Below are 13003 nucleotides of genomic sequence, written 5' to 3' on the forward strand. Positions count from 1 at the left end.
GCACCCTGGTCTGGACCTCACCGACCGGCGCCGAGCACGTCACACGACCCGCGACCACCCTCACCGGACTCACGAGCGCCGCCGCCGGTACGGGCGCCGCCGATCGAGCCGGTCGGACCGTGGACGACGACCCGCCACCGTTCTGACCGGCGCCGGACGACCGCCGCTGCTCGCGATCGTTCCGACGGAACGACCCCTTCGACGGCAGGTCCGCCCCTGCTCACGACCGACGGCCCACGTGAAGCTCGCCGACCGGAACCGCGAGGGACGACCTCCACAAGGCCTACGTACCGCCCCCATCAGCGGCGAGCTCACACCCCTCGCTTCACGCAGCCGTCGTGGCCCAGCACCCTCGTCGAAACACAGGGCTCTGCGACGGAATGCTCGTCAGGAGCGGAGCCGGGGCCCGCTATCGCACCCGCGCGGCCTGCAACGGCAGCCAACGAGCAACCTCGGCCGCCCGCTCGCCCGACGCTCGCACCCGCCCGTCGGCGACGGCGTCGTCCCACGTCAGTCCCCCGGTCACGAGCGCGAACCACGTCGCGGGGTCGGTCTCGACGACGTTCGGCGGCGTGCCGCGGGTGTGCCGTGGGCCCTCGATCGCCTGGACGGCGCCCCACGGCGGGACCCGCACCTCGACGGCGTGCCCCGGGGCGACATCGGCCAGCTCCTCGAGAGTGAAGCGGACCGCGGCGGCGACGTCGGCGCGCGTCGGCTGCGCCCCGGTGGCGAGCGCCGCACGCCACGCGGCGAGGGCGGCACGACCGGCGTCGGGCGGGGTGCGGCGGCGGGGCGTCACGCCCGCCCTCCCTCGGCCGTGGAGGAACCGTGCCCCGGGCGCGCCACGTCCCCCTCGGCGAACGCAGCGTCACCCTCGGCGAACGGGGCGTCACCGTCGGCGAGGTCGAACGCGATGCGGCGCTGCTCGATCGACGCCTCGACGAGGCGGACGCGAACCGGCTCGCCGAGCGGAAGCGCAACGCCGGTGACCGGGGCGCGCAGCGCCGGGTGCGCGACGACGACCTGGCCCCGCCGTCGCGGCCGCCCGCCCGGATCCGCGGGCTCCGCCGGCCTCGCGGGCCGCTCGTCCACGTCGACGACGACGCCGTCGAACGCCTCCCCGACCCGACCTGCGACGAGCGCCGCCTCGACCGTGTCGAGGCACGCGCGCTCGAACGACCCCGCCCTCTGCCCGGTCCGCGCCATGACCTTGGGCAGCGCGGCGAGCCCGTCGAGCGCGCGGGCGGGCACGGGCTCGCCCGAGCACGCCGCGAGGCACGCCTCGGTGCCGTACCGGTCGACGAGCCGCCGCAGGGGCGCGGTGACGTGCGCGTACTCGGCGGCGATCGCGGCATGTCGCGTCACGACGCGGTCGCCAGGGTCGTCGGACACCGCGGGCAGCGCCGCTACAGCCGGCAGGCCCGTCCCGCCGAACGCCAGGTACGACGCACCCCGGAACAGCGACGTCGCCTCCGCGAGGAAGGCGGCGTGGTGGGGCCGCGCGGAGTCGAGCGTGCGCAGCAGCTCGCCGTAGGGCTGGTCCTCGGGCCAGTCGATCGCGAGCGCCCGCGCGGTCCGGTGCAGCCGGGCGACGTCGCGCGGATCGGCGGGCGGCAGCGTGCGCAGGATCCCGACCCCGCCGGAGCGCATGAGCCGCGCCGCCGCGATGCCGGTGAGCAGCGAGATCTGCGCGTTCCAGCCCTCGACGGGCAGCGTCGAGCGCAGCTCGAGGGTGGTGGTCCCGTCGTCGTGCGTGACGGCGACCTGCTCGGGCACGTCGAGCGAGACGCCGCCACGGTCGCGCTCGCGCTCCTGGCGCAGCGTCCCGACCTCGCGCAGCAGCGCGATCGTCTCCCGGACGCCCGCGGGCCACGCGTCGCTCCCCGGCCCGCCCGACGACGGCGCCCGCCCGTCGAGCGCGTCCTGCGCCTCCTCGTAGCTGAGCCGGGCGACGGACCGCACCACACCGCGGCGCACGGTGACGCCCGGCCGGTCGGGTGCGTCGTCGGCGATCTCGCCCCGCGCGTCGAGGACGATCCGCCAGACGACGGCGGGACGGTCGACGTCGGGCAGGAGGCTCGCGGCCCCCTCCGAGAGCGGGGCGGGGTGCAGCGGCGTGCGCTCGTCGGGGCCGTACAGGGTCGTGCCACGGGTGTGGGACTCGGCGTCGACGGGGCCGCCGGGCTCGACGAACGCGGCGACGTCCGCGATCGCGTAGTGCACGACGAACCCGGCGCCGGCGCCACCCTCACCTCCGACGCCGCCGTCACCGCCGACGCGTTCGAGCGCCAGCGCCTGGTCGAGGTCCATCGAGCCCGGCGGGTCGATCGTGAGGAACCGCAGGTCGCGCAGGTCCTCGCGCCCCGGCGCCGGCGCGGCGAGGGCCGGCCCCCGCGCCGCCGCGCGCTCGGCGTCGGCGAGGACGTCGGCCGGGAACTCGGCGGGGATCTGCATCTCCTGCCGCAGGGCGGCGAGCGAACGGCGGACGGCACGCGAGGTCGCGGCGTCCGCGCCGGCGATCCTCAGGTAGTGGGCGGGCACAGCACGAGGCTAGAGCGTGCGCGGGGCGACCACCGCGTACAGCAGGGCCCGCAGGTCGTCGTCCGTCTCGGCACCGGACCGGAAGACGAGCCGCAGGGCGAGCGGCGGCACGTCGAGCTCGAGACGGACCAGCGTGCCCGCGGCGAGGTCGTCGGCCACCGCGAACTCGGGCAGGAGCGCGAGCCCGAGCCCCTCGGCCGCCCAGGAGCGCACGACGGGCACGCCGCCCGCCTCGACCCGGTCGACGACGTCGCCGAACAGTCGCTCGCCCGCGTAGCGGAACGAGCAGCCGGGCACGTTCACGAGGAGCCGCTCGCCGCGGAGGTCCGTCGGCGACAGCGCCCCCCGGCCCGCGTGCCGGTGGCCGGGGGCGGCCACGAGAACGAGCGGCACGGGCTCGACGTCGACGTGCTCGAGCGCCCCGGTCGGCACGGGGTAGCCGAGGGCGCCGAGCGCCGCGCCCGTGTCGAGCAGGAGCGCGGCGTCGAGGGTCCCCCCGACGATCCCGTCGAGCAGGGCGGTGCGCGACACCGACGACGAGAGCACGACGTCCAGACCGGGTCGTTCGGCAGCGAGCCGGGCGACGACTCCCGGCACGTACCGCGCGGCGATCGTCTCGAGCGCGCCCAGCCGGACCGCCGCCGGCACTGCGAGGACGTCCCGTCGGGCGGCGTCCGCGTCCCCGAGGAGCCGGCGCGCCCAGCCCCGGAGACGCTCGCCCGCCTCGGTCGGGACCATGCCGCCGGGCCGCCTCACGAACAGCGCGACGCCCAGCGAGCGTTCGAGCGCGCGCACCTGTTCCGAGACCGACGACGGCGCGAGCCCGAGGGCGTCCGCCGCGTCGGTCACGGTCCCGTGCCTCAGGACCGCCTCGAACGTCCGCAGCTGTCGCAGCTCCACCCGCGCCCTCCTCGATCCGGTCGGTCGTTCGGCGCCGCCGAACGGGGCGTTCGGACCTGCCGGTGGAGCGGATGGCCTCCGCTCGTCGAGCCTAAGGCGCACCGACCCCACCACGCACGGAGCCGCCTCATGCTCGTCGACGACGCCCCCACCACGCCCCCTGCCGCCGCACCGCGCGGCACCACGACCCGCCTCCTCGGCGTGGCCCTCGGGTACTTCATGGTCCTGCTCGACATGACGGTCCTGGCCGTCGCCGAGCCCGACCTCGCCCGCTCGTTGCACCCATCGACCTCGGGCCTGCAGTGGGCGATCACGGCCTACACGGTCACCTTCGCGGCCGCCCTCCTGTCGGCGGGGGCGGCGGCGGACCGGTTCGGCGCCCGCCGGGTCTTCACGGTCGGCGTCCTGGCGTTCGGGCTGGGCTCCCTCGCGTGCGCCGGTGCACCGAACCTGGGCGCGCTGGTGGCGCTTCGCGCCGCGCTGGGAGTCGCCGCCGCGCTGTGCGCGCCCGCGTCGATGGCGATGATCGCGGACCTCTACCCGGACCCGGCCCGGCGCGCCAGGGCGGTGTCGGTGTGGGCCGCAGTCAGCGGCGCGGCGGTCGCGGCCGGGCCCGTGCTGGGCGGGGTGCTCGTCGCCCTCGGCGGCTGGCGCCTCGTCTTCCTCGCGAACGTCCCGCTCGCGGTGCTCACGTGCCTCCTCGTCCACGGTCCGGGGGTGGCCCGGCGTCGGCCCCCTCGGACCGGACCGGCACCGGTGTCCGGCGCCCCGTCCGGCTCGGTCGCCCGACGCCGGTCCGCGTGGGCCGTGCAGCTCGCGGCCGTCGCGGCACTCGCCCTCGGCACCGACGCGGTGATCGCGTTCGGGGCCGGCCAGGTCGTCCACGGCACGTGCTCGCTGGCCGGGGCCGCAGTCGCGGCCGTCGCGCTGGTGCTGCTCGACGGACGCTCCGGCGCCCCGCTCCTCGTCCGCGGACCCGGGCTCGCGCCCGCGCTCGTCACGGGCGGTGCCGTGAACGCGGCTCTCGCCGGGGTGCTGTTCGTCGTCCCGCTCGTCCTCGCCCGCGACACCGCGCTCTCCCCCCTCGGGATCGGGCTCGCGTTCCTCCCGATGACGGTCCCGTTCGCCGTCAACCCGCTGCTCACCGGCCGACTCGTCGCGAGGCACGGGCCGCGGCCACCGCTCGTGCTCGGCCTCGCGCTGCTCGTAGCCGGTGCTCTCGCCCTCGCCCTCACGGTGCGCGGCGGCGCCCTCGACCGGACCCCGGCGTTCGCCGTCCTGCTGGGGTCGCTCGTCGCGCTGGGCCTCGGCACGTCGTTCGCGCTGCCGTCCCTGGTCGCGCTGGTGATCGGGGTGGCGCCGCCCGGCACCGCGGGGCGCGCGAGCGGGCTGCTCAGCGCGGTCCGCCAGCTCGGGGCGAGCGTCGGCGTCGCCCTGGCCGGAGCGTTCGTGGTCGACGCACCCGCGACGGGGCTCGCCGCGCTGGCCGCACTCTGCGCCGCGGCCCTCGTCCTGCTCGCCGCGACCAGGCCGCGGTCCGCCACCTGACGCCGTGACGGGACGAGCCGGGCCGCACCGGCTCAGGCGCGCTCCCGCGCGAGCTCGGCGCGGACCTCCTCCCGCAGCTTCCCGTGGTTCTCCGGGTTGGGCGCCGCCGCCAGCAGCGTCTTGGTGTACACGTGCTGGGGATCGAGGATCACCCGGTCCGACGGACCCCGCTCGACGACCTGCCCGCGGTACATGACGAGGATCTCGTCGGAGAAGTGTCGGGCGGTCGCGAGGTCGTGCGTGATGTAGAGGACCCCGAGGTTCTCCTCGCGCTGGAGCCGCGCGAACATGGTGAGCAGCTCGAGGCGGATCGACACGTCGAGCATGGACACGGGCTCGTCGGCGATGAGGAACCTCGCCGCCGGCGCGAGGGCCCGCGCGCTCGCGACGCGCTGGCGCTGCCCGCCCGACAGCTCGTGCGGCCGGCGACCCGCCATCTCGCGCGGCGGGTCGAGGCTGACCCGCTCGAGCAGCCGCTCGATCTCGGCCTCGATCGCCTCCCGCCCCTGGGCGCGGTGGTGGATCCTGATGGGCCGCTCGAGGTGGTGCCCGACCGTGTGGAACGGGTTGAGCGACGCGAACGGGTCCTGGAAGACCATCTGCACGTCGTTCCTGTAGCGCATGAGGGCGACGCCGCGGTGGGCGCTGCGCTCGCCGTCGAGCAGGATCTGGCCCGACGTCGGCTTCTCGAGCTTCGCGATCATGCGCGCGACGGTCGACTTGCCCGAGCCGGACTCGCCGACGAGCGCCACGGTCTTCCCGGGCTCCAGCGTGAACGACACGTGGTCGACGGCGCGGAACCTCGCGCTCCGCATCCCGGAGCGGACGCGGAAGTCCTTGACGAGGTCCTTCACCTCGAGCGCGCCCGTGCGCCGCGGGCCCCGGTCGGTGGGGGTCATGTCAGGCCGTCCCTTCGGTCTCGCCCGTGCGGATGAACGAGCCGCGGTCGCCCGTCAGGCTCGGGAACGACGACAGCAGGCGCCGCGTGTACTCGTGCTGCGGCCGCTCGTAGACGTCGGCCGCGGTGCCCAGCTCGACGATCTCGCCCCGGAGCATGACGGCGATCCGGTCGGAGATCTCGAGGAGCAGCGGCAGGTCGTGCGTGATGAAGACGACCGCGAAGCCGAGCTGCTCGCGCAGCCGCATGATCTCGCGGATGATGCCGCGCTGGACGACGACGTCGAGCGCCGTCGTCGGCTCGTCCATGATCATCACCTGCGGGCGCAGGGCGAGCGCCATCGCGATCATGACGCGCTGGCGCATGCCGCCCGAGAGCTCGTGGGCGAAGCTGTCGAGCCGGCTCGGGTCGACGCCGACCATGCGGAGCAGCTCGCGCGCCTCGGCGAGCCTCTGCCTCCGCGGCATGTCGGGGCGGTGCGTCGTGAAGACGTCGAAGAGCTGCCGCTTGACGCTGATCACCGGGTTGAGCGAGTTCATCGCGCCCTGGAAGACCATCGACACCTTGTCCCAGCGGAACACGCGCAGGCTCTCCCCGGCGAGGCCGAGGACGTCGACGGCGGCGCCGGACTCGTCGTGGAACGTCACCGCACCGCTCGTCAGGTCGGCCGGTGGCTTGAGCAGCCGGTTCAGCCCGTAGGCGAGGGTCGACTTGCCGCAGCCCGACTCCCCCGCGAGGCCGAGGATCTCGCCGCGGTGCAGGGTCAGGGAGACGTTCCTGACGGCGTGGACGGGCGGGTCCACGAGGTAGTCGATCGACACGTCCGTCGCCGTGAGGACCGGCGTCAGCCCCCGCAGGTACGCGTCGTGGGAGGACAGGCTCACGGGACCGGCCGTCCGGGTCGCGGAGACGCTCATACGTGCACCTTCTCGGTCGCTGCCGCGGGCTGGTCCGCGGGCGGGCGGGCCTCGTCCTTGCGGGCCTCGCGGACCCGCCTGGTCGCCTTCGGCACGTTCCGCAGCTTGGGGTTGATGATCTCGTCGATGGCGAAGTTCACGAGCGACAGCCCGCAGCCGAGCAGCGCGATGAGGAGGCCGGGCGGGACGAACCACCACCACGCGCCGAGCGTGAGCGCCGAGCCCTGCTGGGCCTGGTAGAGCATGGTGCCCCAGGTCACGGCATCCGTCGGGCCGAGGCCCAGGTAGGACAGCCCGGCCTCGCCGAGGATCGCGAAGATGACCCCGAAGAGGAACTGCGCCGCCACGAGCGGGAGCAGGTTCGGCAGGATCTCGACGGCGATGATCCGGCGCGACCCCTCACCCGCGACCCGGGCCGCGAGCACGTAGTCGCGCATCCGCAGCGATCTCGCCTGGGTCCGCAGCACGATCGCCGACCCGGTCCACGCCGTCAGCCCCAGGACCCCGGCCACGAGCCACATCGACCGGCTCGACGAGTAGGCGGCCAGGACGATCGTCAGGGGCAGCGCCGGGATGACGAGCATGATGTTCGTGATGAGCGACAGGGTCTCGTCCGTCCAGCCGCCCAGGTAGCCGGCGAAGATGCCGAAGACCACCGAGAGCAGCAGGGCGATCACGCCGACCGTGACGCCGATGATCAGCGACCCGCGCGCGCCGTGCGCGAGCTGCGCCCAGATGTCGTTGCCGATCGCGCTCGTGCCGAGCAGGTGGCCCTGCTCGCCCGGCCTGAGCAGGCCGTCGTAGTCGGTGCTGTTCGGGTCGAGCGTGAAGAACGGCACGACGATCGCGAACAGCACGATGAGGCCCGTGATCACCAGCCCGACGACGAGCTTGGGCGACCACGACGGCATGAGGTCGCGCCGGCGCGAGCGGGGCCGCTCGGCGGCCGCGTCGCCCAGGTCCGGGGGCAGCCCGTCGACGACGACGTCCGCCGCCTCGACCGTGGTGGCCGCCCCCGTGACCAGGTGGGCCTCGCGGACGTCCTCGCCCGTGGTCTCGTGCTCAGCCATGGTGACGCGTCCTCGGGTCGATGTAGCCGTAGATGAGGTCCATGAGGAAGTTCACGACGAGCACGGCGACCGTCGTGAGCAGGAACACCCCCTGCATGAGCGCGTAGTCCGCGTTGCTCACGGCGGTGATCATGAGCTTGCCGATGCCCGGGTAGCTGAAGACCTGCTCCATGACGAGCGATCCCGACACGACGAACGCCAGCGCGACGGCGAACCCGGCGAACGACGGCAGGGCGGCGTTGCGCACCGCGTACACCCACAGCACCCGGCGGGGGCGCAGGCCCTTGGCCTCCGCCGTGACGATGTAGTCCTCCGCCAGGGTGGAGACCATCATGTTGCGCATCCCGACGAGCCACCCGCCGACCGCGCTGAGCACGATCGTCAGCGCCGGCAGCACCGCGTGCTGGAAGACGTCGACCATCGACGCCCAGGTCCACTCGGGATGGTCGTACTTCTGCACGTCCCAGCCCCACGAGATCGGCGCGAGGCCGAGCTTCATGCCGAGGAAGTAGACGAGCAGCAGCGCGAGCCAGAAGTACGGCACCGACTGCAGGAGCGCCGTGAACGGGATCACGTGGTCCCACGCGCTGCCGCGCCTCCAGCCGATCCACGCCCCGCCCACGATGCCGATCGCGAACGCGATGATGGTCGACGCCCCGACGAGGCACAGCGTCCAGGGCAGGGCGTCCTTGATGAGGTCCCACACCGGCTCCGGGTACTTCGACACCGAGATGCCGAGGTCGCCGTGGACGATGTTGTCCAGGTACGCCCAGTACTGGTTCCAGAGCGACTCGTCGGAGCCACCGAGGATGAGCTTGACGTTCCTCTCCACCGCCGGGGTCACGTCGCCGTTGCGGGCGAGCTTCCCGATGAGGATCTGCGCGGGGTCGCCGGGCAGCATCCTCGGGATGAGGAAGTTCAGGGAGACGGCGGCCCACAGGGTGATCGCGTAGAACGCCACCCGCCGCCCGTAGTACTTCATGGTCCGGTTCTTCCCGTCACTGCGTGTCGTGCATCGTCGTGCTCGTCCTCGGTGGTCCCGGCCGGCTCAGCTGAGCGGGACGAGGTTGGCGAGGATCACGCCGGAGGACACCGAGCCCCACGACGGCGGGAACATGTAGAGGTCGTCCTGGGTGGGCCAGCCCGAGAAGTCCTTCTGGTCGAAGAACGTCTGGGTCGCGTTGATGATCACGGGGATGTACGGCAGGTCGTCCACGATGTTCTTCTGGACGGTCGCGTACTGCTCCTTGCGCTTCGCGTCGTCGTTCGTGGCGGCCGCTGCCTTGACGGCGGCGTCGACGTCGGCGTTGGCGTAGCGCGAGAAGTTCCACGTGCTCGCCTTGAGCGGCGTGCCGACCTTGGTGGTCGAGAAGCCGGCGAACCAGTCCTTGTAGATCTGGAACGGGTCGGCGACCGAGGTCCCGACGACGCCGCCCATCAGCAGCTCGAAGCTGCCGGAGCCGCGGGCGTCGAAGTACTCCTGCTCGGAGATCGTGCTCGCGGTGATCTTGATGCCCGCAGCCTTGGCCTGGGACGCGATGAGCTCGGCCGCCTGGTTGTAGTCGGTCCAGCCGCTCGGCGACTTGAGCGTCAGGCTGACGGTCTTGCCGTCCTTGGCGTAGAAGCCGTCCGAGCCCTTGGCGTAGCCGGCGGCCTCGAGGATCTTCGCGGCGGCCGCGGCGTCGGCCGACTGCGGCGACTCCTTCCAGTCGTCGTCGGTGATCCACGCGTCGTCGCGGCCGAGGAGCGCGAAGGTCGGCGAGACGGTGGCGCCGAGCCCCTTGAACGCCTTGTCGTTGATCTGCTTGCGGTCGATCGCGACGTTGAGCGCCTGGCGCACGGCCTTGTCGGTCTGGGCGCCCTTGCAGCCCTCGTCGGCGTTCGCGCAGGTGTAGATCGTCGTGGGGTCCTGCGGCGTGTTGACGTACCCGATGCCGAGCGAGGTGACGGCGTCGACGTCGGGCACGAACATGCCGGTCCAGTCGATCTTGCCCTGCTTGACGAGGTCCTCGGCGTTCTGGTTCCCGTCGAGCCCGACGTAGCGCACCGTCTTGACCGCGGGCTTGCCCTGGCCCGCGTCGCGGTACTTCGGGTTGGCGACGACCGTGTAGGCCTGCGACGACACCGAGCCCTTCTTGAGGACGTACGGCCCGGTGCCGATCGGGTCGTCGTTCGTGAACTTCGCGGGGTCCTTGACGTCCTTCCAGATGTGCTCCGGGATGATGAACGTGGTGCCCAGGAGCGAGAACTCGTTGGTGAACTGCGGGCTGTCGAACGTCAGGACGACGGTGGTGTCGTCGGTCGCCTTCGCCGACGTGAGGTACGAGGGCTTCGAGAACGCGTAGCCGTACGTGTAGGCGACGTCCTTCGCGGTGAACGGCTGACCGTCGCTCCACGTCACGCCCGACCTGACCTTGATGGTGAGCTGCTTGCCGTCCGCGCTGAACTCGTACGACTCGCCGAGCAGCGGCGTCGGGTCGCCCGAGCCCGCCTTGTTGAACGCGAACAGCGGCTCGTAGATCGGGCCCATCGCCGCGTGCAGGACGTTGGGCGAGAACGGGTTGAAGTTCGACACGATGGGGGTCATCGAGCCCGCCCACACGTTGAGTACCCGGGTCGAGCTCGCGACCCCGGTCGGCTTCTCGGTGCCCGCTTTGGTCGACGTGTCGGTGGCCTTGCTGCCGCCACCGCACCCCGCGAGCAGCAGGCTGACGCCCGACGCCAGCGCGACGGCGGCGACGACGCTCCTGCGCCTCGTGCTTCGGATCATCGTTGGTCCCTTCCTGGAGGACGGCGACGCCCGCGCGCCCCTGCGCCCGCGCCTCGACCGTGAGGTGTGCAGGGACACTAACAAAGGATCTCCTGGGCCGGACCCGATAGATCAGGAAAGTTACCTAACTGATACAGGGCGGCAATCCTCCCGCGGCTCAGGCGCTGGCCCGTGGGGGTTCCGCGGTGGGCCCTGAGTCGCCGGTCGGCGGCTCGCGACGCGCCGTCGGTCGGGGGTGAGTGCCGGTCAGTCGCTCGCCAGCGCGGCGTCCAGCGCGTCGCGCGCCGCGAGCACCAGCCCCGCGTCCGTGACCTCGTACTCGCCCGCGCCGCCCGGCCCGGCAGCGTCGTGCACGAGCGTCTTGGCCGACAGGTGGACGGCGTCCACGCCCGCGCCGACGAGGGCGGCGATGTCGGCGACCCGCACTCCCCCGCCGGCCTGCACCTGCAGCGGCAGGGCGCCGTCGTGGACGTGGTGCGCGCACCGGCGCAGCTGCTCCAGCCCGTCGATGCTGCGCGCCTCGCCGCCCGACGTCAGCACCCGCGCGACGCCGAGCGCCGCGAGCGTGTCGAGCTCCCGGAGCACGTCCGGCACCGCGTCGAGCGCGCGGTGGAAGGTCACCTCACGGCCCTCGGCGGCCGCGACCAGCGCGCGGACCGCCTCGACGTCCACGCGCCCGTCCGGCGTCAGCGCGCCCACGACGACGCCGTGCGCGCCCGCGTCCACGAACGCGCGCACGTCCGCGAGCGCCACGTCGAGCTCGGTGCGGTCGTACACGAAGCCGCCGGCGCGGGGCCGGATCAGCGGGTGCACCTCGATCGGCTCGTGGTCGGTGAAGTCCTCCGCCACGGCGAGCGCCACGTCGACGAGGCCCACGCTGGGGGTCAGCCCGCCCGTGGCGCCGAGCGCCACGCACAGCTCGACACGCTGGGCGCCGGCGGCGCGGGCCGCCCGGACCCCCGCGACGTCCTGGACGGCGATCTCGAGGGAGACGCGGGAGCGGGGGCGGGTTCCGTCGGTCACGCGACGAGGCTAGTCCCCCGCGGCCGTGTCACGTGGCGCAACGTTCGACCGGCGGGCGGGAACATCCGGGCAACGCGTGACCCGCGGGCCGTCGGGGACCTACAACGAGCCATGACCACGACCGCCGAGGCCACCGTCGCCTCCTCCAGCCCAGCCGCCGCCAGCGGACCCAGCGCCCTCGACGCCGCGCGCCCGCTGCGCGTCGTCGTCCTGTCCGGGAACCCCAGGCCCGGCTCGCGGACCGCCGCGACCGGCCGGGCCGCCGCCGACGCCGTCGCCCGGGTGCTCGCGAGCGCACCCGGGGCCGAGGCCCGGATCGAGCCCTCGATCGAGCTCCTCGAGCTCGCCGACCTCGCGCCCGAGCTGCTCGCCCCGGAGCACCCCGCCGCCGACGCGGCGCTCGCCGACCTCGCCCGGGCCGACGTCGTCGTCGTCGCGACCCCCGTCTACAAGGCGTCGTACACGGGACTGCTCAAGGCGTTCCTCGACCTGTACCGGGCCGGCGACCTGCGCGACGTCGTCGCGATCCCGCTGGTCGTGTCCGGCAACCCGGCCCACGCGCTCGCCGGCGAGGTGCACCTGCGCCCGCTGCTCGTCGAGCTCGGCGCCGTCGTCCCGACGCGCGCCCTGACCGTCACGGAGGCGGACCTCGGCGACCCGGCCGGCCGCGACGCCGTCCTCGAGCGCTGGCTCGCGGACGCCGCGCCCGCCCTGCGCGCCACCGTCCGGACGGGGGTCGCCCGATGAGCGCCGAGCCCCTGTCCGAGGACCTCACCAGGCTCGACGCGCTGCTCGCCGAGCAGGACGAGCCGCACCTGAGCATCGACGCCTACAAGGTCGTGTTCCGCCGCCACCCCGCGGGGGTCGCCGTCGTGACCCTCCGCGACGAGGACCCCGAGCCGGGCGTGGAGCCCCGCCACGTCGGCTTCACCGCGACGTCGGTGATCTCGGTCTCCGCGGAGCCGCCGCTGCTGGCGTTCTCGATCGCCTCCACGTCGTCGTCGTGGCCCGCGCTCGCGCGCGCCCGCACCGTCGCCGTGAGCTTCCTCGCCGACGACCAGGACGACGTGTCCGCGCGCTTCGCGACGAGCGGCATCGACCGCTTCGCCGCGGGCGGCTGGTCCGCGCTGCCCACGGGCGAGCCCGTCATCGAGGACGCCCTGACGTGGGTGCGTGCCCGCGTCGTCCAGCGCACGCCCGTCGGGTCCAGCTACCTCGTCTCGCTGCGCGCGCTCGAGCACGGGGTGCGCCCCGGCGCACCCGACGCCGCCGGCCCGCTCGTCTACCACGACCGCACCTACCACCGCATCGGCGACCACACCGCCATCTGAGCCCT

The 13003-nt window shown here is 73.9% G+C and carries 12 protein-coding genes; 3 read left to right on the top strand and 9 right to left on the bottom strand.

The window, feature by feature from the left end:
- Window positions 1-409: 409 nt before the first annotated feature.
- From ACLQ14_RS15975 to ACLQ14_RS15985, 3 genes are read right to left on the bottom strand one after another with little or no spacing between them, the layout of a single operon-like run.
- On the bottom strand, window positions 410-799 hold the full coding sequence (locus ACLQ14_RS15975; protein ID WP_425814793.1) for a sterol carrier family protein: 390 nt from the start codon (window positions 797-799) through the stop codon (window positions 410-412).
- Window positions 796-2541, bottom strand: a complete 1746-nt coding sequence (locus ACLQ14_RS15980) for an RNB domain-containing ribonuclease (protein WP_425814795.1) — start codon at window positions 2539-2541, stop codon at window positions 796-798. Before ACLQ14_RS15980 ends, ACLQ14_RS15975 begins: the two co-directional genes overlap by 4 nt.
- 9 nt (window positions 2542-2550) lie before the next feature.
- Window positions 2551-3441 (bottom strand): LysR family transcriptional regulator, encoded by an 891-nt coding sequence (locus ACLQ14_RS15985; RefSeq protein WP_425814797.1) that lies wholly within the window; start codon window positions 3439-3441, stop codon window positions 2551-2553.
- Window positions 3442-3570: 129 nt separating this feature from the next.
- On the opposite strand from ACLQ14_RS15985, the gene ACLQ14_RS15990 reads away from it, so the two are divergent.
- Window positions 3571-4989: an MFS transporter gene (locus ACLQ14_RS15990; RefSeq protein ID WP_425814799.1), complete on the top strand. Its 1419-nt coding sequence runs from the start codon at window positions 3571-3573 to the stop codon at window positions 4987-4989.
- A gap of 32 nt (window positions 4990-5021) precedes the next feature.
- Here ACLQ14_RS15990 and ACLQ14_RS15995 read toward each other — a convergent pair whose 3' ends face one another.
- The 6 genes from ACLQ14_RS15995 to ACLQ14_RS16020 all read right to left on the bottom strand — a co-directional run bounded on the left by ACLQ14_RS15995 (window position 5022) and on the right by ACLQ14_RS16020 (window position 11667).
- Complete coding sequence (locus ACLQ14_RS15995) at window positions 5022-5888, bottom strand: ABC transporter ATP-binding protein (RefSeq protein ID WP_425814801.1); 867 nt, start codon at window positions 5886-5888, stop codon at window positions 5022-5024.
- 1 nt (window position 5889) lies between these two features.
- The gene (locus ACLQ14_RS16000; protein WP_425814803.1) at window positions 5890-6804 is read right to left on the bottom strand and encodes an ABC transporter ATP-binding protein; all 915 of its coding nucleotides are present in this window, start codon (window positions 6802-6804) and stop codon (window positions 5890-5892) included.
- Window positions 6801-7874: an ABC transporter permease gene (locus ACLQ14_RS16005; protein WP_425814805.1), complete on the bottom strand. Its 1074-nt coding sequence runs from the start codon at window positions 7872-7874 to the stop codon at window positions 6801-6803. Before ACLQ14_RS16005 ends, ACLQ14_RS16000 begins: the two co-directional genes overlap by 4 nt.
- Window positions 7867-8856 (bottom strand): ABC transporter permease, encoded by a 990-nt coding sequence (locus ACLQ14_RS16010; protein WP_425814807.1) that lies wholly within the window; start codon window positions 8854-8856, stop codon window positions 7867-7869. The genes ACLQ14_RS16005 and ACLQ14_RS16010 overlap by 8 nt, the downstream gene beginning before the upstream one ends.
- 66 nt (window positions 8857-8922) lie before the next feature.
- Window positions 8923-10644, bottom strand: coding sequence for an ABC transporter substrate-binding protein (locus ACLQ14_RS16015; protein ID WP_425814809.1), 1722 nt, complete (start codon window positions 10642-10644; stop codon window positions 8923-8925).
- Window positions 10645-10890: 246 nt separating this feature from the next.
- A complete protein-coding gene (locus ACLQ14_RS16020) occupies window positions 10891-11667 on the bottom strand; it encodes a copper homeostasis protein CutC (protein ID WP_425814811.1) in 777 nt (258 codons plus the stop codon).
- Between the two features lie 111 nt (window positions 11668-11778).
- Between ACLQ14_RS16020 and ACLQ14_RS16025 the strand changes: the two genes are divergently transcribed.
- Together ACLQ14_RS16025 and ACLQ14_RS16030 are read left to right on the top strand one after the other, a co-directional pair.
- Window positions 11779-12414, top strand: a complete 636-nt coding sequence (locus ACLQ14_RS16025; RefSeq protein WP_425814813.1) for an NADPH-dependent FMN reductase — start codon at window positions 11779-11781, stop codon at window positions 12412-12414.
- Window positions 12411-12998 (top strand): flavin reductase family protein, encoded by a 588-nt coding sequence (locus ACLQ14_RS16030; RefSeq protein ID WP_425814815.1) that lies wholly within the window; start codon window positions 12411-12413, stop codon window positions 12996-12998. Before ACLQ14_RS16025 ends, ACLQ14_RS16030 begins: the two co-directional genes overlap by 4 nt.
- The last annotated feature ends 5 nt before the right edge of the window (window positions 12999-13003 follow it).

This window comes from Luteimicrobium sp. DT211 (assembly GCF_049844995.1).
Classification (GTDB): domain Bacteria; phylum Actinomycetota; class Actinomycetes; order Actinomycetales; family Cellulomonadaceae; genus Luteimicrobium.

Excerpts from the sequence above, each read along its gene's own strand:
- ACLQ14_RS16000 (WP_425814803.1), bottom strand. The coding sequence starts at position 6,804 with ATGAGCGTCTCCGCGACCCGGACGGCCGGTCCCGTGAGCCTGTCCTCC.
- ACLQ14_RS16030 (WP_425814815.1), top strand. The coding sequence starts at position 12,411 with ATGAGCGCCGAGCCCCTGTCCGAGGACCTCACCAGGCTCGACGCGCTG.
- ACLQ14_RS16015 (WP_425814809.1), bottom strand. The coding sequence starts at position 10,644 with ATGATCCGAAGCACGAGGCGCAGGAGCGTCGTCGCCGCCGTCGCGCTG.
- ACLQ14_RS16025 (WP_425814813.1), top strand. The coding sequence starts at position 11,779 with ATGACCACGACCGCCGAGGCCACCGTCGCCTCCTCCAGCCCAGCCGCC.
- ACLQ14_RS15995 (WP_425814801.1), bottom strand. The coding sequence starts at position 5,888 with ATGACCCCCACCGACCGGGGCCCGCGGCGCACGGGCGCGCTCGAGGTG.
- ACLQ14_RS16010 (WP_425814807.1), bottom strand. The coding sequence starts at position 8,856 with ATGAAGTACTACGGGCGGCGGGTGGCGTTCTACGCGATCACCCTGTGG.
- ACLQ14_RS15990 (WP_425814799.1), top strand. The coding sequence starts at position 3,571 with ATGCTCGTCGACGACGCCCCCACCACGCCCCCTGCCGCCGCACCGCGC.
- ACLQ14_RS16005 (WP_425814805.1), bottom strand. The coding sequence starts at position 7,874 with ATGGCTGAGCACGAGACCACGGGCGAGGACGTCCGCGAGGCCCACCTG.